Source organism: Neorhizobium descurainiae, from assembly GCF_051400715.1.
Taxonomy (GTDB): domain Bacteria; phylum Pseudomonadota; class Alphaproteobacteria; order Rhizobiales; family Rhizobiaceae; genus Neorhizobium.
In genome coordinates, this window is sequence record NZ_JBLFFK010000006.1 from 1 (window position 1) to 20,257 (window position 20,257).

Sequence of the window (20,257 nt, forward strand, 5' to 3'; positions counted from 1 at the left end):
CCATTCATAGGCCTCCGTGTAGCCTATGAATCACCGATTAGATGATTTGGGAATCCTGAATGTCGATCCGACCTAGGAGCCCGTCGGGCAAAGCCCAGATCGGTCTGCTGAAAGCGGCTATCCGACGGCGTTCTTCGGTCGAAAAAAGGCCCGTCGTCATCCGCCACCGGCCATCGGCAAGTCCAGGCAGGAGTTGCGCGAATTCGGTTTCGACCATGCTGATGTCGGTAACGCTAGCCATCGCCAGAACCGTTCGCGCAAGTTCGACGTCGCAGCCGGTCACGGTTCCATTCGGCTGTCGATGGTTGAAAGGCGGTTCAACGAGATATGCAAAATCGACCATGCGTCTCGTATAGCACGAGACTTGAGAAACCCAGTGCCCGCTTTAGGGTCGAAACCTGAAAATTTGGATCACTCCCGCCTTCTATTTCGAAGGCGTGGAAAGAACGCTGCCACTACGCTAAAATATCCGCTATGAAGCGAAACGAAGCCATCGAGAAGCTGAAACAGCAGGCCGACGCCATAAAGGCGCTCGGCGCGACCTCGCTTTATCTTTTCGGTTCGGTCGCTCGGGACGAGGCAGGGCCCACGAGCGATCTCGATCTCTTCATCGATTATGACCCGGAGAGCCGCTTCAACGCCTTCGACTTAGTCGGCATAAAGCTTTTTTTGGAAGACGAACTCCACCTGCCGGTTGACATAACAACGCGTGACAGCCTTCATCCAATGCTCAAAGACAGGATTGAGAACTCCGCATTGCAGGTCTTTTGATGCCACGCGAAATTCGGCATTTTCTTCCAGCGTGCGCTGGACGAAACCTGATCAAGCCGCATGCGCCTCGCGGCTGTCCTTCGGCGCCTCGTCGCGCTCGAACATGCCGTAGTCGCGCAGGACATGGCCGATACGCAGGCGGTAATCGGCGAAGATGCCGTTCCGCCCTGCCCGCTGTGCGGCGCGATGGGCTTCGAGATTGCGCCATTGACGCACGGCCTCCTCGTCCCGCCAGAAGGAGAGCGAGAGAAGCTTGCCGCGCATCGTCAGACTCTCGAAGCGCTCGATGGAGATGAACCCATCGATCTTTTCGAGTTCGGAGCGCAGTTCGCCCGCGAGATCCAGATATTTGTGGCGTTCGCCCATATAGGGCACGACTTCGAAAATGACGGCGATCATGGCTTTACGAAAGCTCCGTGGGGCGTGGACATATTCTTCAAAAAGATGCGGTCTTCCTTCAGGATGAAACGCTCGCGTTTGGCGAAGGCGTAATTCTCCCGGCCAAGCGGATCGTCGGCGAGCCGGGCGCGATAGGCTTCATAAGCCGCGAGGCTGTCGATATTATAGACGCCATAAGCGGTTGTCGCCGAGCCCTCGTGCGGGCCGAAATAACCGATCAGATCGGCACCGCAGCGCGGGATCGCCTGACCCCAGGCACGGGCGTAGTCCTCGAATTTGTCCGCCTTGAACGGGTCGATCTCGTAACGGATGAAACAGGTGATCATGGCTTTCTCCTATGATGACAAGGACGTTTTGCCATATTGCCGAACGAGAATGCTTCGGTTAACATCGAAGTATGAAGGAAGGTCCAGACATTGCCCGCATCGGAACGCTGATCGGCGATCCCGCCCGCGCCAACATGCTGACCGTGCTGAGCGGCGGCCAGGCGCTGACGGCGACCGAACTGGCGCAGGCTGCCGGCGTAACCTTGCAGACGGCAAGTTCGCATCTCTCGAGGCTCGAAGACGGCGGGCTGATTTCCCAACGCAAACAGGGCCGGCATCGGTATTTCACGCTGGCCGACGCCGCTACCGGCGCTCTGATCGAAACCATCATGGGGTTTGCTGCAAGCCGCGGGCATCTGCGCCACCGGCCCGGGCCGAAGGATCCGGCGCTGCGCAAGGCGCGCGTCTGCTACGATCATCTCGCCGGCGACTACGGGGTCCGGATGCTCGACAGTTTCGTCGCTCGCGGCGCAATCGAGACCGATGGCGAGAACCTGACGATGACGGAGGAAGGCCGGGCCGAACTCGGCAAGCTCGGCATCGATGTCGCATCGCTTGCCTCCGGCCGCCGGCCGCTCTGCAAATCCTGCCTCGACTGGAGCGAGCGGCGCTCGCATCTCGCCGGCACGCTCGGCAAGGCGCTGCTGTCGCATTTCCTCAAAAAAGGCTGGGCGAGGCGCAGCGGCGAAAGCCGCGCGGTGCTCTTCACGCCGGACGGCGAGCGGAAATTCCTGACGCTGTTCCCGGCGGATTAAGCTCCCCTCTCCCGACCAGAGCGCCCTGATATCCCGCTCCCGCTACACGATCGCAGAGGCCGCTCCATTCGCAGCCGGTGCAGGCGCGACGCGTGGTGCCAAGGGAAAAGGCTCGGCGCAATCTCCTGAACAGCGCCGGATCGGAAGCGATCACCGATCCCACCTCCAGCCTGCGCCCCAGCAAGCCGGCGATGTCAGCCAGCGCCGCCGCATCGCGGCCCATTACCGAGGCACCAAAACAATGCGCATCCCCGTCCTGCAGAAGAGGGGCACATATATCGTCCGGGCCGGAGACGATCTCGATCGGCTCGCCGGCGGAGATCCGGCCGGCGAGGCGACGATAGTTGGCGACGAAGGCCGGACTGTAGCCTTCGCCGACAAAGGTCAGCATGCAGAGAAGATGATGCGGACGCAGCCTCGCCATCACTCCGCCGCGGCGCGCTTGCGGGAAGCGACCGCGGCGAGAACCGCCGCAGCAAGGCCCGATTTCAGCGCAGCGCCGAGAACGAAGGGAGCAACGCCGGCCCAGAACGCCTTTTCGGCGCCGATCAATGCCGCAAGCCAGGCCCAGCCGAGCGCGAGGCACAGAAGGTTGGCGATCAGATGCGCCGAGAAGCTGGCGACGACGCGCCGCCCGGTCCATCCGCGTTCGGAAAGCCAGCCGGCCAGAGCCGCCATGACCGGGAAGGATGCGAGATATCCGGCCGTCGGACCGGCGAAAGGCGCCAGACCACCCGAACCGTTGGCGAGGACCGGAGCGCCCAGCATAGCCTCGCCGAGCCATACCAGGACAGTCAGGGCACCGAGCCGCCAACCGTAAAGTACGCCGATCATCGTCACGGCGAAGGTCTGCATGGTGATCGGCACCGGAACCATCGGCACGGCGATCTGCGAAGCGAGTGCCAGCGCCAAGGTGCCGGCGAGCACGAAGACGGCGAGAGCGAGCGGCGAGCGGGCGGAAAGGCGCAAGGGATCGAAACGGCCTGCGGCCATCTGCTGAGGCAAGGACATGAAGTCTCCTTCCAAATTATAGATAATTTTGACTCACGATCTATATGTGAACGCAATTTTGACCGGAAGGCAAGTGCCAGCCAAAGGAAAGCCGCGACCGAGCAAGCCGAACCTTTCGTGAAAGACCAGTGAAGGGGCGAAACTCCCTTTCCGGAAGCCACCCGGCGATTATCTATAATTTTAAGGAAGACTCAGCCGACAATGGCGAAAGTTTCGCGCAAAGGCCCGTTCCTGGCCGGCTGCGGGCCGCGGCCGATCCATTGCACATGTTTCTGGAGGATGGCGGCGGCCTCCTCCGTCTTTCCCTGGCGCAGCGCCGCGAGGATGGCGCGATGGTCATGGTCGGTGCGCTTTTCCCAGCCGGATTGCCAGGCGGAGAAAAGGAAGCGGGCGCTCGCGGCATGCAGATCGTCGATCGAGGCGAGCAGACGGTTCATGCCGCAGGGCGTCAGGACGAGACGATGGAAACGGCGGTTCGCCTCCTCCCAGGCAAAGACGTCGGCCGCGGCGTCGCCTTCGCGGGTCGCCTCCTCGGCGGCATCGAGGATGGCGGGCGTCAGATGGCGGGCGGCGTGGCGAAGCGCCAGAACTTCCAGCGCGGCGCGCATTTCCGCAACCTCGCGGACTTCGGCAAGATCGAAGGAGGCGACGCGGACGCCGCGGCGGGGCTCGCTGATCGCCAGGCCCTGCGCCTCCAGCCGGCGGAAGGCTTCGCGCACCGGCACGTGGCTCGTCCGGAATTCCTCGGCGATGTGATCCTGACGAAGACGCGCGCCGGGAGCAAGCTCGCCGCGCACGATGCGATCGGCAAGCACGCGGCTGATGCGGCTGGCGATGGTGTCTTCCGGCTCCTTGCCCATGCATGTTCCTTAGAGGGGGCTTTCCGGCTTGTCGAGAGCCGCCCGCCACGCTTAGCCCAGCCATGCAGGAGTATCGATTGAGATTTCGGGGCGGGTCGGATAAAAGGCCGCCTTACTTTGGAGAAGGCATTCCATCATGAGCGGTTTCGACCTCATCATTTTCGATTGCGACGGCGTGCTCGTCGATTCCGAAATCATCGCGGCACAGGTCGAATCGAGACTGCTTACCGAAGCCGGATATCCGATCAGCGTCGAGGAAATGGGCGAACGCTTCGCCGGCATGACCTGGAAAAACATCCTGCTGACGGTCGAAAAGGAAGCCAACATCCCGCTTTCCGCCACGCTGCTCGACAAGTCGGAAAAGCTGCTCGACGCGCGGCTTGCCCGCGACGTGAAGATCATCGACGGCGTGAAGTTCGCGCTCGCCCGCCTCACTACGCAGCGCTGCATCTGCTCCAATTCGAGCAGCCACCGGCTGGACATGATGCTGGAAAAGGTCGGGCTGAAACCCTATTTCGCGCCGCATATCTATTCGGCCAAGGACCTCGGCCCCGACCGTGTGAAGCCGAAGCCGGACATCTTCCTGCATGCCGCCGAGCAGTTCAAGGTTTCGCCGGACAAGGTCCTGGTGATCGAGGATTCCGTTCACGGCATCCATGGCGCCAAGGCCGCCGGCATGCGCGTCGTCGGCTTTACCGGCGCATCGCACACCTATCCGAGCCATGCGGACCGGCTGACCGATGCCGGCGCCGAAACGGTGATCGCCCGGATGATGGACCTGCCGGCGGTCATCGCCGCGCTCAGCGAATGGACCGGCGCGTTCTGATCAGCTCCGGCGCGCCGGCTTCTTCGCCGGGCCGTCATCGAAACCCAGACGCACGCGGGTAAAGCGCGAGGCGCCGCCGACCGCATTCGGGATCTGCACGTCCGGCTTGTTGAAGATGAACTGCGTGCCGCCGGCGGGGATTTCGACCGGGAAGGCGACCTTCTGCGAATAGATGACGTTGTCGCCATCGACCACTTCGACGAGAATCGGCAGGGAGACCTGCCCCGGCGCGCCGGCAGGCCCCTGGACGATGCGGCCCTGGGCGACGACGTTGATCGTCAGCGTCGTCTCGTTGGCGGTGCATTGCCGCGTCACGTCGCCGAAAGAAGCCTGATAGAGCAGCTTTTCCGGATTGTCCTGGCCGCCGCGGGCATAGGCGCGGTGGATGGCATCCTGCTCCAGCATCACCACCTGCGGGCAATAGGCCTGCACGACCGGGGTCACGGGCTGCTGAGCCTGGGCCGTCAGGCCTTCCGTGGGGGATGAGGAATTGCAGCTTGCGAGAACTGCCACGAACGATACCGCCAGAAGACCACGCGAAATCTTGCCAAACACCGTACTCTATCCTCTTCCATCCCGTTCACGGGCCACGTTCTGGCGAGCCGGACATCTCATTTTCCGGTCTTTCACCGCCCATTTTCCTGGTCTATATCAGCGGCGCGAATAAAAATCGATTGGGGATTGAAGGTCGTGGACTACATTTCTACCCGGGGCGAAGCACCGTCCCTCCGCTTCCGGGATGCCATGCTTGCCGGACTTGCACGCGACGGCGGGCTTTACGTGCCGCGCGAATGGCCGGCGCTGACGAAAAGGGAAATCCGCGCGCTGCGCGGCAAGTCCTATCAGGAAGTCGCCTTCGAAGTCCTCAAGCATTTCGTCGCCGGCGAAATCCCCGACGACAAGTTCAAGGCGATGATCGACGAGGCCTATGCGAGCTTCCGGCACCCGGCGGTCGTGCCGCTCGTCCAGACCGGCCCCAACGATTTCGTGCTCGAACTCTTCCACGGCACGACGCTCGCCTTCAAGGACGTGGCGATGCAGCTTCTCGCCCGGCTGATGGACTACGTTCTCGCCGAACGCGGCGAGCGCGCCACCATCGTCGGAGCCACCTCCGGGGATACCGGCGGGGCGGCGATCGACGCTTTTGCCGGGCGCGAACGCACCGACATCTTCATCCTCTTCCCGCATGGCAAGGTCTCGCCGGTGCAGCAGCGGCAGATGACGACTTCGGCCGCCGGAAACGTGCATGCGCTGGCGATCAAGGGCAATTTCGACGATTGCCAGAACCTCGTCAAAGAGATGTTCAACGACGCCGCCTTCCGCGACCGGCTGAAGCTTTCCGGCGTCAATTCGATCAACTGGGCCCGCATCATGGCGCAGGTGGTCTATTATTTCACCGCCGCCGTTTCGCTCGGCGGGCCGGACCGGAAAATCTCCTTTACCGTGCCGACCGGCAATTTCGGCGATATCTTCGCCGGTTACGTCGCCAAGAAGATGGGCCTGCCGATCGACCGGCTGGTGATCGCCACCAACGACAACGACATCCTGGCCCGCACGCTGAAAAGCGGCCGCTACGAGATGCGCGGCGTGAAAGCGACCACCTCGCCTTCGATGGATATCCAGATCTCCTCGAATTTCGAACGGCTGCTGTTCGAATCCTACGGCCGAGATGCCGCCGCCGTGCGCTCGGCGATGGCGGGGCTCAAGCAGTCCGGCGCCTTCGAAATCCAGCCGGACGCGCTGAAAGCCATCAAGCGCGAGTTCCGCGCAGGCCGTGCGACGGAGCGCCAGGTGGCGGCCACCATCCGCGAGACGCTTGCGCAGACCGGCTACCTCATCGATCCCCATACGGCGACCGGCGTTTTCGTCGCGGGCAGGAACGCCCGCGCTTCGAGCCCGATGGTGACGCTCGCCACCGCGCATCCGGCGAAATTCCCGGCCGCGGTAAAATCCGCTTGCGGAATTGATCCGGCCCTTCCATCATGGCTCGCTGATCTCATGGAAAGGGAGGAGCGCTTCGATATCTTGGAGCCTGAGCTTAAGGCCGTCGAAACCTTCATCGGCCAGCATGCCCGCGCTTGAAGCCATCGGCCGCGCCGGAAAGACGTAAAGATGAATGTAGAACTCACCCGGCTTTCCTCCGGGTTGACAGTCGTTACCGAGACCATGCCCCATCTGGAGAGCGTCGCACTCGGTGTCTGGATCAAGTCCGGTTCGCGTAACGAGACCGAAGACGAGCACGGGATCGCCCACCTCCTCGAGCACATGGCCTTCAAGGGCACGAGCCGGCGCAGCGCCCGCGACATAGCCGAGGAAATCGAGAATGTCGGAGGCGAGCTCAACGCCGCCACCTCGACGGAGACGACCTCCTATTATGCCCGCGTGCTCAAGGACCATGTGCCGCTCGCGGTCGACATCCTCGCCGACATCCTGACGGAATCGGAATTCGACGAAGAAGAGCTCCGCCGCGAAAAGCACGTGATCCTGCAGGAGATCGGCGCGGCGAACGACACGCCGGACGACGTGATCTTCGACAAATTCTCCGAAGCCGCCTTTCGCGGCCAGACGATCGGCAGACCGATCCTCGGCACGCCGGAAACGGTGAAAGGCTTCACGCCCGCCCAGATCCGCAATTATCTCTCGCGCAACTATACGACCGACCGCATGTTCGTGGTGGCCGCCGGCGCGGTCGACCACGCCGCCTTCTGCAAACAGGTGGAGGAGCGTTTCGCCAAGCTGCCCCGCACCCCGAGCGCCCCGCCCGTCTTCGATACGGCGCGCTATATCGGCGGCGACGTGCGCGAAGACCGCGACCTCATGGATGCGCAGGTCCTGCTCGGCTTCGAGGGCAAGGCCTATCACATGCGCGATTTCTACTGTTCGCAGATCCTGGCGAACATCCTGGGCGGCGGCATGTCGTCCCGCCTCTTCCAGGAAGTGCGCGAGCACCGCGGCCTCTGCTACTCCGTCTATGCCTTCCATTGGGGCTTTTCCGACACCGGCATTTTCGGCATCCATGCCGCGACGAGCGGAAACGAGCTGCCGAACCTCGTTCCGGTGGTGATCGACGAGCTTCGCAAGGCGTCCGAATCGATCGATCAACAGGAAATCGACCGCGCCCGGGCGCAGATCCGCGCCCAGCTCCTGATGGGTCAGGAAAGCCCGGCCGCACGCGCCGGCCAGATCGCCCGGCAGATGATGCTCTATGGGCGGCCTATTCCAAACCCGGAAATGATGGAGCGGCTGGCCGGCATCACCACCCAGCGCCTCACCGATCTTGCCGGACGGCTGTTTTTCGATACAGTTCCGACATTGTCCGCCGTCGGGCCGATCGAACAGCTAGCGCCGATGTCCGACATCACCGCGGCGCTTTCCACGCCGGGATTTGAGACCAAGAAGGCTGCCGGCTGAATTCCGGCTGGAGCATGGGATGACGAAGTCGGTGTTTCGGTTCCTGTCACGACAGCCGGACACACCAGAGCTTTACGGCGAGAACCATCTTCTCCGGCTTCCGCGCTATTCCGATTACAGGCAGTGGTACAGGCTGCGTTCAGAAAGCCGCACCTTCCTGCAGCCCTGGGAGCCGACCTGGCGGCCCGACGAACTGACGGAAGCCTCGTTCCGCTCCCGGGTCGTCCGAAGCGGGCAGGAATATGCATCCGGGCTCGCGGTGCCGCTTCTTCTCTTCGACCGCCGGGCCAACGTGCTGCTCGGGGGGCTCACCATCGGCTACATTCGCCGGGGTGCGGCGCAAAGCTGCATGATCGGATACTGGATGGGCGAAAGACATGCGGGCCAAGGCCATATGTTGGCCGCATTGCAGGTGGCTATCCCATATATCTACGGCGGACTTCAGTTGCACCGGATCGAGGCAGCCTGTATTCCGGAAAACTGGAAAAGTGTGCGGCTCCTCGAAAAAGCCGGCTTCGAGCGGGAAGGTCTTTTGCGGAAATATCTGAAAATCAACGGCGAATGGCGCGACCATCTGATGTTCTCCCGGTTGCCGGAAGACGGTGAATTCGGGAAGATGATGAGACCATGAGCGCCCGGATTCTGCGTTTTCCGCCGCTGATGCGCTGGCTTCCAGCGCTCCTCGCCATGGTCGTCGCCGCCGTGATCCTCGCCGCCGCGCAGGCCGCGGGCGCCGCCGAGCCGGTGAAGATCTCGCGCGACGACACGGCGCTCGACCTTACCAAGACGACCGAGATCTACACCAACCAGGGCGAGGCCTTTCAGGTCTCCACCGCCGCCGGCGCCGACGGCATCCGCCGCCGTATCGAGGTGCGCGCAAGCTCCCCCCGCCACCAGGGCGACTGGGCGGTCTTCGCGCTCGCCAACGTCTCCGAGGAACAGCTCGAACGGGTGATCGTCGCGCCGCATTTCCGCCTCGCGAATTCCAAGATGTTCTGGCCGGACCTCGGTTCGCAGCGCATCATCTCGATCACGCCCTCGGAAGGTTTCGCGCTCGACCGGGTGCCGAGCCCCGACGCCGACGTCTTTCGCATCACGCTGAATCCCGGCTCGACCATCACCTTCGTCGCCGAACTCGCCACCCCACAGCTTCCGCAGATCTACCTTTGGCAGCCGGACGCCTACAAGGATACGGTCAACTCCTTCACGCTCTATCGCGGCATCGTGCTCGGCATCGCAGGCCTGCTCGCGGTCTTCCTGACCATCCTCTTCGTGGTCAAGGGCACGTCGATGCTGCCGGCCGCGGCCGCGCTCGCCTGGGCGGTGCTCGCCTATATCTGCGTCGATTTCGGTTTTCTCGACAAGCTGATCACCGTCACCTCAAGCGACCAGCGCATCTGGCGAGCGGGTGCAGAAGTGGCACTCGCCTCCTCGCTCGTGATCTTCCTCTTCACCTATCTCAACCTCAACCGCTGGCACGTGCATCTGGGATATGCGACGCTCGCCTGGATCGTCGGCCTCGTGCTGCTCGGCGGCGTGGCGGTCTATGACCCGTCCGTCGCGGCCGGCATCGCCCGCCTCTCCTTCGCGCTCACGGGCTCCGTCGGCATCCTGCTCATCATCTATCTCGGCTTCAACCGCTACGACCGGGCGATCCTGCTCGTGCCGACCTGGGCGCTGATCCTCGTCTGGCTGTTCGGCGGCTGGCTGACGGTGACCGGCAGGCTCGACAACGACATCATTCAGCCGGCGCTCGGCGGCGGGCTCGTGCTGATCGTGCTGCTGATCGGCTTCACCGTCATGCAGCATGCCTTTGCCGGCGGCGCCTACCAGCAGGGCCTGTTCTCCGACCTCGAACGGCAGTCGCTGGCGCTGACCGGCAGCGGCGACACCGTCTGGGACTGGGACGTGGCGCGCGACCGCGTCGTCACCACGCCGGACATCTCGATGCGCCTGGGGCTCGATGCCGGCGCCATGCACGGGCCGGTCCGCAACTGGGTGCCGCGGCTCCACCCGGACGATCGCGACCGGTTCCGCGCGACGCTCGACGTGCTGCTCGAACACCGCCGCGGCCGGTTGAACCACGAATTCCGCATCCGCGCCGAGGACGGCCATTTCCACTGGCTGCAGATCCGCGCCCGGCCGGTTCTCGGCTCGAACGGCGAGATCATCCGCTGCGTCGGCACGATCATCGACGTGACGGAACAGAAGAATTCCGTCGAACGCCTGCTGCAGGATGCGCTGCACGACAACCTGACCGGCCTGCCGAACCGCCAGGTCTTCCTCGACCGCCTGCAATCGGTGCTGACGCTGGCGCCCGGCGGCGACACCGTGCGGCCGACCGTCATGGCGATCGACCTCGACCGCTACAAGCAGGTCAACGATGCCCTCGGGATCGCCGCCGGCGACAACATCCTGATCGCGCTGACCCGGCGGCTCCGCCGCCTCCTGAAGCCGCAGGATACGCTGGCGCGGCTTGCCGGCGACCAGTTCGGCCTGATCCTGGTTTCCGAGCGCGATCCCGCCAAGGTGGCGGATTTCGCCGATGCGGTCTCCAAGGCGATCATGGTGCCGATCAACTTCGCCAATCGGGAGATCATCCTGACCGCCTCGATCGGGCTTGCCTCCTGGGTCGACCAGCAGGAGAGCGCCGCCGGCATGCTCGCCGATGCGGAGCTCGCCATGTACCGGGCCAAGCGCGCCGGGGGCAATCGCGTCGAACCCTTCCGTCCCGCCTTCCGTTCCGGCGGCACCGACCGCCTGCAGATCGAGACGGATCTTCGCCGGGCGATCGAGCGCAAGGAGCTTTCGCTCGCCTACCAGCCGATCATCCGGCTGAAGGACGGCGAGCTTGCCGGCTTCGAGGCGCTGATGCGCTGGGATCATCCGAAACGCGGCAGCATTCCGCCGTCGGAATTCATCCCGATCGCCGAGATGTCGGACCTGATCGGCCCGCTCGGCCTCTTCGCCATGGACCGCGCCGCTTCCGACCTGATGACCTGGCAGCATCAGACGGGCGATCTGCCGATCTTCGTCTCGGTCAACCTGTCGAGCGCGCAGCTCCTGAACGCCGACCTCTACAACGACGTCCGGGCGCTCATCCAGAAAACCCAGGTCAATCCGGGCCAGATCAAGCTGGAGCTCACCGAGTCGCTCATGATGGAGAACCCGGAGCAGGCGCGCCTCGTGCTCGGCAAACTCAAGGAAACCGGTCTCAGCCTCGCGCTGGACGACTTCGGTACCGGCTATTCCTCGCTCGCCTATCTCACGCAGTTCCCTTTCGACACGATCAAGCTCGACAAGGCACTGGTGAGGGACGCGACGGAAAAGCGCGCCGTTCTGCTGCGATCGGTGATCGCCATGGCCCGCGCGCTCGACATGGACGTGGTGGCGGAAGGCGTGGAGACGGACGAGGACGCCGCCGAACTCGCCAAGATGGGCTGCCATTTCGGCCAGAGCTATCTCTTCGGTCCCCCCGCCGCAGCCGACGCCGTGCTCAGGCTCCTGAAGGAACGTTTTCCGCTGACGAAACGGGCTTAGCTCGCCTGCCTTCGTCCCTCAGGAGCGGCGGAGTGGTTGCACATGAGGATGCGAAGCGGTGCGGCAAGCTCCCTCCGATCTCCCCCCTTGAGGGGGAGATGTCACCGAAGGTGACAGAGGGGGGTGCCGGCGCGGCAAAATTACGCCGACGAATGGCTGAGGCGTTACCCCCCCTCTGCCTGCCGGGCATCTCCCCCTCAAGGGGGGAGATTGGTATGCCGCGCTGCCTTTCTCCACATAGGAAGTGCTTGATCTAATCCTATCGGGCCCCTCACGCCGCCTTTCCTCTCCCCGGCTGTTCCCGGGCAAAGGGGCTGAGGCCGAGCCATTGCTGCATGGAATTCGCCATGTCCGTATCGCCGTCGAGCTCCAGCCGGCCCGCATTCATCTCGGCCCGAACGGTCGCAATCCCCATCCAGATCGCCGTCATCGTGCGGAGCGGCGAGGTCACGTAGAGATCGATCTCGAAGCCGGGATCCGTCGAGCAGACGTCGACGTCGCGCCCGTCGATGACGAGCCAGTAGCGCTGCTGCGCCGGCGGCTGTTCCGGATAGTAGAAGAGAACCGTGCAGCGCCGGGTGGGCAGCGGCACCGGATCGAGGTGGCGGCGCATGTCCCACATCAGCAGCGACGGATCGAGCTTCTGGAGAGAGTGCTGCGTCTCCACCCAGTGCTGCCCCCAGAAACCGAGCGTCATCACCACCTCGCGCAGTTCCTCGCCCGCCGGCGTCAGGTGATATTCGATGGAGCCGTCAGGCCCCCTGCGGCTTTCGATGATGCCGGCCTGGGTCAGCTCCTTCAGTCGCTTCGAGAGCAGCGTCGGGGACATGCGGGGCACGCCGCGCCGCAGGTCGTTGAAGCGGCGGCTGCCGCACAGAAGTTCCCGAAGCACCAATGGCGTCCAGCGCGTGCAGAAAACCTCGGCCGCCATCGCGACCGGGCAGAACTGGCCGTAACTTCCGGTCATTTCCGTCATGGAAAAACCCTCCGCGCCAATATCCGAAGTAGAATAAGCCCGTTCTTTTGAAGCACCAAGACCATTTTCCTGCACCATTGATTGTATTGCCGATTTTCACCTCATCCGATGGCGGGAAGCGGGATCGGCCAGTGGCGGTACACTTCCTGTACTTGCGGCTCTTTGGTCGCCGGCGAACAATCGGTCCATTCTCAACAACAGGAGGAGGATCAGAACATGATTGCAACAACCGAAATTTCACCCCGGGATGCGGTCCACGCGGAGCCGGTCGGCATTGCCCGCTCGCTGGGGCCGGCCTTTGCCGAACGCGCCGCAGCGGCTGACCAAGACGACGCCTTCGTCGCCGAGAACTACCGTGACCTGCGCGAGTCCGGCCTGGTGGAGGCAGGCGTGCCGGCCGATCTCGGCGGCGGCGGTGCGGAGGTCGCGGAACTCTGCGCCATGATCAAGGAACTCGCCCACCATTGCGGTTCGACGGCGCTCGCGTTTTCCATGCATACGCACCAGGTGGCAATCCCCGCCTGGCGCTGGACACATCAGAAGGCCGAGCCGGTGGTACCGCTCCTGAAGCGCGTCGCCGCGGAGCGGATCATCCTTCTGTCCAGCGGCGGTTCCGACTGGATCGAAGGTTCGGGCAAGGCCGAGAAGGTCGAGGGCGGCTACCGGATCACGGCACGCAAGATCTTCACCTCAGGCTCGCCCATGGGCGATATCCTGATGACGGGCGCGATTTTCGACGGCGACGACGGGCCCAAGGTCCTGCATTTCGGCCTGCCGATGAAATCGCCGCATGTCAAAGTCCTCGACACCTGGAGAACGATGGGCATGCGCGGCACGGGCTCCAACGACGTGACGGTCGAAGGCCATGTGGTTCCGGAAGAAGCGGTCGCCTTGAAGCGCAACCAGGGCGAATGGCACATGCTCTTCCACATCATCTCGATGATCGCCTTCCCGCTCATCTATTCCGCCTATCTGGGCGTGGCGGAAAGCGCCCGCGACATCGCCGTCGAACTGGCCAGGAAACGCAAGCCGGATGCGCATGTCATCGCGCTCGCCGGGCGGATGGATACGGAACTGAGGGCGGCGCAATACGCGCATGCCGCGATGATCGCCGCAGCCGAACGGGGCGAACCGGGCCCGGCCACCACCAACGAGATCATGATCGGCCGTTCGCTGGTGGCGCGCCACGCCATAGCCGCAACCGAACTTGCCATGGAAACGGCAGGCGGCGCCGCCTTCTACCGGGACAGGGGCCTTGAGCGGCGGTTCCGCGACGTGCAAGGCGCGCGCTATCATCCCTTGAGGATCGGCGCGCAGCAGGAATTCGCCGGCCGCACCGCCCTGGGGCTCGATACAACGAAAACCTTCTGACCGGAAAATCTTCCGGCCGGAGAAAGGAGGCCACGGCCGCCTTCCCGCAACACAACCAAAAGACGTTGACTGAGTACGGAAGCATTTCCGAAAATATGAAAATGCATATTTCCAGTTGACGAAATCGTGAACATACCCCTTAATTCTCACGGGGTTTTGAATGCGCCCTTAGGGTCCGGTTCTATTGGATGGGATGCACCCTGCGAATTTCATAGACCTGACCCTAGACTGACTGGCCCGCCTTCTGATCCACCAGAAGGCGGGCCGATTTTTTGCCGGCCGCGGCAATCAACGACGGCCGTGAACGAGCCTGTGGACGAATTCCAGCTTATCGACCACCGCCGGCGTCAGGATGAAGGGATAGAGGTCCGGAACGCCCATGGACCGGTGCAGGCTGTTGAGCGCCACACTGAACGGAATCCAGGCCGAGACGAGCTGTTCGGCGCCTCGTGCGTGATAGGGGTTGAAATCCACTTCGACCGCCAGTTCCCCATGCTGCCGCGGCTCGATCGACATGCCGTAGGAGCGGGCCGTTTCCAGCGTATCGACGATATGGAGGTAATGCGCGAAGCATTCGGCGAAATCCTCCCACGGGTGCGTGCTCGCATAGGTGCTGATGAAGGTTTCCTGCCAGTCCGGCGGCGGGCCCTGCTCATAGTTCCGCTGCAGCGCCTCGCCGTAGTCGGCCGTCTCGTCGCCGAAGACGGCACGGAACTCGTCCAGCTTTCCCTCGTCGCGCACGAGCTTGTCCCACATGTAATGGCCAGTCTCGTGGCGGAAATGGCCGAGCATGGTGCGGTAGGGCTCGTTCATCATGACCCGCACCTGCTCGCGGGTCGCGTCGTCGGCTTCCGCCGCGCGGATCGCGATCAATCCGTCCTCGTGGCCGGTCATGGCCGGCACCACGGTGCCGTCCGGCTGCACCTCGTCCACCAGGAAATCGAAGACCAGGCCGCCTTCCGGATCCTCCTCACGATTGGTGCGCGGCAGGTTCCAGCAGAGCAGCGAATAGAAAAGGTGCCGCTGCGCCTGGCTGATGCGGCGCCACTGGTTGAGGCCGACCTCGGTCGAGGCGTCGGGAACCAGCCGGTTATGCCGGCAGGCGGGGCAGAAATAATTCGGATCGGCCGCCGGGACCGTCCAATTGCAGATGTCCATGGCGGCGTTGGCGCAGGGCCGCACCTTGTATCCGGGCTCCGCGACGAGACGCCAGGTCCCCTCCCCCTCGTCTTCGGCCAGCGCGTGCATGGCGAGCTTTTCCGGCACGAAAGCCAGCCGATGGCCGCAATTGACGCAGGACCGGTTGTCGAAATGGATGGTCTGGCCGCAGTGATCGCATTCGTAGAGGCGCATGGGGAAACCGGATTCTCGAAGCGGATAGAGAAAACCTGCTCCAGGCGAGAGCCGGAACAGGTTTGATCTACGAGCCTGGCAAACCGCTACATGCGATCCACAACGTTCTTGGCAGCGTCCTTGACCTTGCCCTTGGCCTGCTGGGCATGGCCTTTGGCTTCCTGGGCATTGCCCTTCGCCTTAAGCTTCGGATTATCGGTCATGTCGCCTGCGGCCTGCTTGACCTTGCCGGAAACTTCGTTGGCCTTGCCGGCCATCTTATCGCTGGTGCTGCCCATGGTATCTTCTCCTTTGACAAGGGACCCCAATGTCCCGATCAAAGAACAACGCGAGCCCCTGTCGCTTCGTTCCGGCACCTTCAAAATTCAAGGAATCAGGCAAAATCCAAAAATCACGCGTGGCCGGCTTCGCTCGACAGCATTTCCGGGCTGACGCCCATCAGCGCCAGCGCCCGTTCGTACTTGCCTTCCACCGCGCGGTCAAAGATCAGCTCGTCGTTTGCCGGGCAATTCAGCCATCCGTTGCTCGAAATCTCCAGCTCGAGCTGGCCCGGTCCCCAGCCGGCATAGCCGAGCAGCATGGTCGCCCGCGCGGGACCACGACCGTCGCAGATCGCCCGGATGATATCGAGCGTCGCGGTCAGCGAGATGTCGTCGCTGACGGGGATCGAGGACTCGCTCGAAAAATCGTCGGAATGCAGCACGAAGCCCCGGCCGGTCTCCACAGGACCGCCGGAAAGAATTGGAAAATCACGGGTATCACCGGGCAGCATGATCACGTCGGCCTGGTCCATAAGCTTCAGATGCAGGAGGACGTCGGTGAAGGAGATCGGTTGCGGCCGGTTGATGATGAAGCCCATGGCGCCGGCCTGAGAATGGGCGCAGACATAAACGACCGTGCGCGTGAAGTTGGTGTCCTGCATGCCGGGCATGGCGATCAGGAACTGCCCGTCCAGGAAACCCCGCTCGCATGTGTCTCTCAAGGTCGAGAAAACCATCACGCCTCCAGCCTGCCTTCCAGCCCGAACCCGGACGGGAGAAGCTTCGATCTATCATCAAAGCAAGATGGGGCAGTCCGCCCCATCAATCAACCGAAAATGATCGGCTTCTGCGGGCTCGTGACTAGTCCGCGCCGGCTGGATCGGTTAAACGCTTGGCCCCATGAAGATAATTTCAGTCCGTAGCTTTCCGGCCCGCGCGCTTGCTGCGCTCGTCGCCTGGGTTACCCTGGGTATAGTCCTGGGCAGCCCGGCGACCAGCCGTGCGGAAACCACGCCCTGGGCCACCAACGAGGGCGGCCGCATGCGGATCGTGGCCCTGCCGCCGGAGCCCGATGGAACGGTGCGCGGCGCGCTGCAGATCGAACCGAGACCCGGCTGGATCACCTATTGGAAGGAACCGGGCGATGCCGGCATTCCGCCGCAGATGGTGTTTTCCAAGGCAAGCGGCGCGACGCTTTCCCATGTTTCATACCCCGTGCCGAAGCGGATCGCCAACGGCAAGCTGCGCGACATCGGCTACGATCACCCGGTGGCCCTGCCCTTCGAACTGAAGGTGGAAGATCCCGGCAGGCCGCTGACCCTCGGCGCCTCCGCCTTCATTGGCCTCTGCCGCAATATCTGCATCCCGTTCCAGGCGGAATTCTCGCTGGCGCTCGCGCCGGTCAAGGGCACGCCCGTGGAAGAGGCGATGATCATCAATCAGGCCGCCTCGAAACTGCCGGAAGCGCCTTCCGACGATTTCGCCGTCACCCATTATGCCATGACGCAGGGCCGGGAGATCCTGAACCTGAAGCTGAGGCTGCCGGAGGAGACCGCCAAGCCGCAGGTGATCGTCACCGGGCCGCAGGGCCATGTGCTCTTCGACGGCATCAACGGACATCAGGACGGCGACAGCTACTCGCTCGACATGCCGGTCGGAAAACTTCCCAAGAACTACGACATCAAGGGGAAGCGCTGGGGAATTCTGGTGATCGCCGGAAACCGCGCCATGGAAACCTCGCTCGTTTTCGAATGAGCCGGGGCGATCGGCCGGCTTCAACAATTGGTGTTCCGAAGAGCGCCGGGATCGCCCTTGCCATCGGGCGGGCCGGGTCTATAGTGCGCCGCGACTGGCGGGCCGGAGATATGGCCCGCAAAATCCCGCGCGACAGAGGAGAATTCCCATGACCATAGCCGTCGGCGACAAACTGCCTGCAGCCAAGTTCAAGGAAAAGACCGCAGACGGGCCGGTGGAGATCACCACCGAGCAGCTTTTCAAGGGCAAGAAGGTCGTCCTTTTCGCCGTCCCGGGCGCGTTCACGCCCACCTGCACGCTGAACCACCTGCCGGGCTATCTCGAAAACCGCGACGCGATCCTCGCCAAGGGCGTCGACGACATCGCCGTCATGGCCGTCAACGACTGGCACGTCATGGGCGCCTGGGCACAGCAGACGGGCGGCACCGGCAAAATCCACTTCCTCGCCGACTGGGACGGCGCCTTCACCAAGGCGCTCGGCCTCGATATCGACCTTTCCGCCGGCGGCTTGGGCATCCGCTCGAAGCGCTATTCCATGCTGGTCGAAGACGGTGTGGTAAAGTCCCTCAACATCGAGGAAAGTCCCGGCCAGGCGACCGTTTCGGGTGCCGCCACGATGCTGGAACAGCTCTGAACGATATCCGAACTGTCTCTGGAAGGGCGCCCGGCGGCGCCCTTTTTCGTTGGAACAGGACGAAGATTCGCCGCTTTTCGTCAGATGGCCATATCGAAGACCATCAGCCCCGACAGTCCGCCGTCCGTGGAGGCGAGAATGCGCTCGCCGACGGCGATGTGTTCGGGATGGACGAGATAGGCATCGCGGGCCTCCGGGCTTTCGAAGGTGACGATGAAGCCGTCGAGAAAGCCGCCGTTCAGGCCTTCCGGCGAGGTGTTCGACCCGTATTTGACGTCGAGAATGCCGGGGGTCACATTTTTCAGCGCCACGACCGCATCGTAGATCGCCTGCTTGTCGGCCGCTTGAAGGGCCGCCTTGAACCGAACGAAGACGCAATGCAGGATCATGGGCGGGCCTCCCGGGATTTTCATTTTGCGGCAGAATAGTGGCTCAGGCGGCAAGCGCAACCGCCCGTCAGGCGATTTCCAGAAGAAGTGCCCGGTGATCGGAAACCTCGGGCTCGGCCACCACGTCGAATCTCTCGACCTTCACCTCGGGCGTCACCAGAAGATAGTCCGCATAACGGCCTTGCTTCGGATACCAGGACGTGCGGGTATCGGTGAAGCCGCGCGTGGTGACAAGGTCGGTGAGCCCCAGTTCGCCCAGGATCGCGAAGGTTTCGCTGTCCGGCAGGAGGTTGAAATCGCCGCAGACGATGAGCCCCTCGCCCTTCCGCCGGACCTTTTCGACAAGCCCGACAAGCGCCTGCGCCTGGGCCAGCCTTGCGGGCGTATCGCCCTTGCCGGCGAGATCGCGCAGGCCGTGCATCTGCACGATCGTCACCGCCGAGCCGGCCTCGGGGCGGAAGATGCGGAAGCCATGGGCATTGCGGGGACGCGGGTGTTCGCCGAAACCGGAGGCCGGAAAGTCTCCGTGGATGAAGCCCTGCGCCTGGCCGATGACGGGCAGGCCCTGCCGGACGAAGGTCGCGAGCCCCCATTCGGACGCCACTTCGCAATCGCCGTCATAGAGCGGGCCGCGTGCGGCCGGAGCGAAAAAGGCATGATGGGTGGGCAGGATCGCTGTAACGTCGTTGAGCAGGCTGGCGCGCTGCGGCAGCTCGAAATCGCCGTCGCGGAAGGTCAACCAGCCGCCGCCGTGCTCTGAGACATGGGTGACTTCCTGCAGGCAGAGCACATCCGGATCGGCCTCCTTCAGATACCGCATCAGTGGCTCGTGGACGCGGCCGCCCCAGGCATTGAGCGAGACGAGGCGCAGCGTCATGGACTAGCGTTCCGTGGAAACCATGAGGATCATCGGCCGGTCCATTTCCTCCGCAAGCGCCGGCTCGGCGGCGATCTGCTCCCGCGAGGGGCACCATTCGACGACGCGGCGGATCAGGAAGCCGTTGTCGATCAGCGTGTTGAGCGTCGTGCCGACGGTGCGGTGATATTTGACGACGCCCTTGGCGAGCCAGTCGGTCGTGCGTCTTCCTTCGACCGAATAGCCATCCACCGGCCAGAATCTCCGGCCGGCCTCATCCGTCCGCCAGCCCGGATTGGCCGAGGCCATGTAGATCGGATGCTCGATGGTGAAGACGAATTTGCCGCCCGGAATCAGCGCCGTGTGGACCCGGCGTACCAGCCGGCCGAAATCCTCCAGATAGTGGAAGGCAAGCGAGCTATAGGCGAGATCGAAAGCGGCCTGCTGCAGTTCGACACGTTCCAGGTCGGCGATGTCGTAGGTGATCGCCGGATGAGCATTCTCGGCCTTTGCCCGGGCGATCATGTTCTCGGAAAGATCGAGGCCGAGCACGGAGGCTGCCCCTTCTTCCGCGGCAAAGCGCGAGAACCAGCCGAAACCGCAGCCGAGATCGACCACGCGCTTCTGCTTCAAATCCGGCAGGAGCGACCGGATCGCCGGCCATTCCGCAGCGCCGGCAAGGCCGTGCACGGACCGGCCGAGCCGGCTGTAGCCTTCAAAGAATTCCGGCTTGTCGTAGATGTTCTGGGCCATGGTTCCTCCTC

General features: G+C 63.4%; 24 protein-coding genes. 10 read left to right on the forward strand and 14 right to left on the reverse strand.

Annotated elements, in window-relative coordinates:
* Positions 1-37: 37 nt before the first annotated feature.
* The gene (locus ACMGE0_RS12615) at positions 38-343 is read right to left on the reverse strand and encodes a transporter substrate-binding domain-containing protein (protein ID WP_436816204.1); all 306 of its coding nucleotides are present in this window, start codon (positions 341-343) and stop codon (positions 38-40) included.
* Positions 344-474: 131 nt separating this feature from the next.
* On the opposite strand from ACMGE0_RS12615, the gene ACMGE0_RS12620 reads away from it, so the two are divergent.
* A complete protein-coding gene (locus tag ACMGE0_RS12620; RefSeq protein ID WP_436816205.1) occupies positions 475-771 on the forward strand; it encodes a nucleotidyltransferase family protein in 297 nt (98 codons plus the stop codon).
* Positions 772-822: 51 nt separating this feature from the next.
* Here ACMGE0_RS12620 and ACMGE0_RS12625 read toward each other — a convergent pair whose 3' ends face one another.
* Both ACMGE0_RS12625 and ACMGE0_RS12630 read right to left on the reverse strand, forming a co-directional pair.
* Complete coding sequence (locus tag ACMGE0_RS12625) at positions 823-1,170, reverse strand: antibiotic biosynthesis monooxygenase family protein (RefSeq protein WP_436816206.1); 348 nt, start codon at positions 1,168-1,170, stop codon at positions 823-825.
* Positions 1,167-1,496: an NIPSNAP family protein gene (locus ACMGE0_RS12630; RefSeq protein ID WP_436816207.1), complete on the reverse strand. Its 330-nt coding sequence runs from the start codon at positions 1,494-1,496 to the stop codon at positions 1,167-1,169. Before ACMGE0_RS12630 ends, ACMGE0_RS12625 begins: the two co-directional genes overlap by 4 nt.
* A 71-nt stretch (positions 1,497-1,567) precedes the next feature.
* On the opposite strand from ACMGE0_RS12630, the gene ACMGE0_RS12635 reads away from it, so the two are divergent.
* Entirely contained in the window at positions 1,568-2,251 is a 684-nt protein-coding gene (locus tag ACMGE0_RS12635; protein WP_436816208.1) for an ArsR/SmtB family transcription factor, read from the forward strand.
* On the opposite strand, the gene ACMGE0_RS12640 is transcribed toward ACMGE0_RS12635, so the two are convergent.
* From ACMGE0_RS12640 to ACMGE0_RS12650, 3 genes are all read right to left on the reverse strand, one after another.
* Positions 2,202-2,675, reverse strand: a complete 474-nt coding sequence (locus tag ACMGE0_RS12640) for a DUF1284 domain-containing protein (RefSeq protein WP_436816209.1) — start codon at positions 2,673-2,675, stop codon at positions 2,202-2,204. The two genes, ACMGE0_RS12635 and ACMGE0_RS12640, sit on opposite strands and share 50 nt — an antisense overlap.
* Positions 2,675-3,262 (reverse strand): biotin transporter BioY, encoded by a 588-nt coding sequence (locus ACMGE0_RS12645; RefSeq protein WP_436816210.1) that lies wholly within the window; start codon positions 3,260-3,262, stop codon positions 2,675-2,677. Before ACMGE0_RS12645 ends, ACMGE0_RS12640 begins: the two co-directional genes overlap by 1 nt.
* A 191-nt stretch (positions 3,263-3,453) precedes the next feature.
* Entirely contained in the window at positions 3,454-4,122 is a 669-nt protein-coding gene (locus tag ACMGE0_RS12650; protein WP_436816211.1) for a GntR family transcriptional regulator, read from the reverse strand.
* 136 nt (positions 4,123-4,258) lie between these two features.
* On the opposite strand from ACMGE0_RS12650, the gene ACMGE0_RS12655 reads away from it, so the two are divergent.
* Positions 4,259-4,948 carry an HAD family hydrolase gene (locus ACMGE0_RS12655; protein WP_436816212.1) on the forward strand — a complete coding sequence of 230 codons (690 nt, stop codon included), beginning with the start codon at positions 4,259-4,261 and terminating at the stop codon, positions 4,946-4,948.
* Here the strand turns inward: ACMGE0_RS12655 and ACMGE0_RS12660 are convergent, their stop codons facing one another.
* Positions 4,949-5,503, reverse strand: a complete 555-nt coding sequence (locus ACMGE0_RS12660; protein ID WP_436816213.1) for a PilZ domain-containing protein — start codon at positions 5,501-5,503, stop codon at positions 4,949-4,951.
* Between the two features lie 126 nt (positions 5,504-5,629).
* Between ACMGE0_RS12660 and thrC the strand changes: the two genes are divergently transcribed.
* From thrC to ACMGE0_RS12680, 4 genes are read left to right on the forward strand one after another with little or no spacing between them, the layout of a single operon-like run.
* On the forward strand, positions 5,630-7,030 hold the full coding sequence (thrC, locus tag ACMGE0_RS12665; protein ID WP_436816214.1) for a threonine synthase: 1,401 nt from the start codon (positions 5,630-5,632) through the stop codon (positions 7,028-7,030).
* Positions 7,031-7,060: 30 nt separating this feature from the next.
* Positions 7,061-8,359: a M16 family metallopeptidase gene (locus ACMGE0_RS12670; protein WP_436816215.1), complete on the forward strand. Its 1,299-nt coding sequence runs from the start codon at positions 7,061-7,063 to the stop codon at positions 8,357-8,359.
* A 19-nt stretch (positions 8,360-8,378) separates the two neighbouring features.
* The gene (locus ACMGE0_RS12675; RefSeq protein ID WP_436816216.1) at positions 8,379-8,990 is read left to right on the forward strand and encodes a GNAT family N-acetyltransferase; all 612 of its coding nucleotides are present in this window, start codon (positions 8,379-8,381) and stop codon (positions 8,988-8,990) included.
* Positions 8,991-9,046: 56 nt separating this feature from the next.
* Positions 9,047-11,899 carry an EAL domain-containing protein gene (locus tag ACMGE0_RS12680; RefSeq protein WP_436816462.1) on the forward strand — a complete coding sequence of 951 codons (2,853 nt, stop codon included), beginning with the start codon at positions 9,047-9,049 and terminating at the stop codon, positions 11,897-11,899.
* Between the two features lie 271 nt (positions 11,900-12,170).
* Here the strand turns inward: ACMGE0_RS12680 and ACMGE0_RS12685 are convergent, their stop codons facing one another.
* Positions 12,171-12,875, reverse strand: coding sequence for a winged helix-turn-helix transcriptional regulator (locus ACMGE0_RS12685; protein WP_436816217.1), 705 nt, complete (start codon positions 12,873-12,875; stop codon positions 12,171-12,173).
* Between the two features lie 216 nt (positions 12,876-13,091).
* Here ACMGE0_RS12685 and ACMGE0_RS12690 point away from each other — a divergent pair, with 216 nt between their 5' ends.
* On the forward strand, positions 13,092-14,246 hold the full coding sequence (locus ACMGE0_RS12690) for an acyl-CoA dehydrogenase family protein (protein ID WP_436816218.1): 1,155 nt from the start codon (positions 13,092-13,094) through the stop codon (positions 14,244-14,246).
* Positions 14,247-14,534: 288 nt separating this feature from the next.
* On the opposite strand, the gene ACMGE0_RS12695 is transcribed toward ACMGE0_RS12690, so the two are convergent.
* The 3 genes from ACMGE0_RS12695 to ACMGE0_RS12705 form a co-directional block, all read right to left on the reverse strand.
* Complete coding sequence (locus tag ACMGE0_RS12695) at positions 14,535-15,599, reverse strand: zinc-binding metallopeptidase family protein (RefSeq protein WP_436816219.1); 1,065 nt, start codon at positions 15,597-15,599, stop codon at positions 14,535-14,537.
* Positions 15,600-15,685: 86 nt separating this feature from the next.
* A complete protein-coding gene (locus ACMGE0_RS12700; RefSeq protein ID WP_436816220.1) occupies positions 15,686-15,877 on the reverse strand; it encodes a CsbD family protein in 192 nt (63 codons plus the stop codon).
* Between the two features lie 113 nt (positions 15,878-15,990).
* A complete protein-coding gene (locus ACMGE0_RS12705) occupies positions 15,991-16,596 on the reverse strand; it encodes a YqgE/AlgH family protein (protein WP_436816221.1) in 606 nt (201 codons plus the stop codon).
* Positions 16,597-16,759: 163 nt separating this feature from the next.
* On the opposite strand from ACMGE0_RS12705, the gene ACMGE0_RS12710 reads away from it, so the two are divergent.
* Positions 16,760-17,614, forward strand: a complete 855-nt coding sequence (locus tag ACMGE0_RS12710; protein WP_436816222.1) for a protein-disulfide reductase DsbD domain-containing protein — start codon at positions 16,760-16,762, stop codon at positions 17,612-17,614.
* A gap of 148 nt (positions 17,615-17,762) precedes the next feature.
* Positions 17,763-18,248 (forward strand): peroxiredoxin, encoded by a 486-nt coding sequence (locus tag ACMGE0_RS12715; protein WP_436816223.1) that lies wholly within the window; start codon positions 17,763-17,765, stop codon positions 18,246-18,248.
* Positions 18,249-18,328: 80 nt separating this feature from the next.
* Here the strand turns inward: ACMGE0_RS12715 and ACMGE0_RS12720 are convergent, their stop codons facing one another.
* The 3 genes from ACMGE0_RS12720 to ACMGE0_RS12730 all read right to left on the reverse strand — a co-directional run bounded on the left by ACMGE0_RS12720 (position 18,329) and on the right by ACMGE0_RS12730 (position 20,246).
* Positions 18,329-18,637, reverse strand: a complete 309-nt coding sequence (locus tag ACMGE0_RS12720) for a Dabb family protein (protein WP_436816224.1) — start codon at positions 18,635-18,637, stop codon at positions 18,329-18,331.
* A 67-nt stretch (positions 18,638-18,704) separates the two neighbouring features.
* Entirely contained in the window at positions 18,705-19,514 is an 810-nt protein-coding gene (locus ACMGE0_RS12725; protein ID WP_436816225.1) for an endonuclease/exonuclease/phosphatase family protein, read from the reverse strand.
* Between the two features lie 3 nt (positions 19,515-19,517).
* Complete coding sequence (locus ACMGE0_RS12730; RefSeq protein ID WP_436816226.1) at positions 19,518-20,246, reverse strand: class I SAM-dependent methyltransferase; 729 nt, start codon at positions 20,244-20,246, stop codon at positions 19,518-19,520.
* Positions 20,247-20,257: the final 11 nt, after the last annotated feature.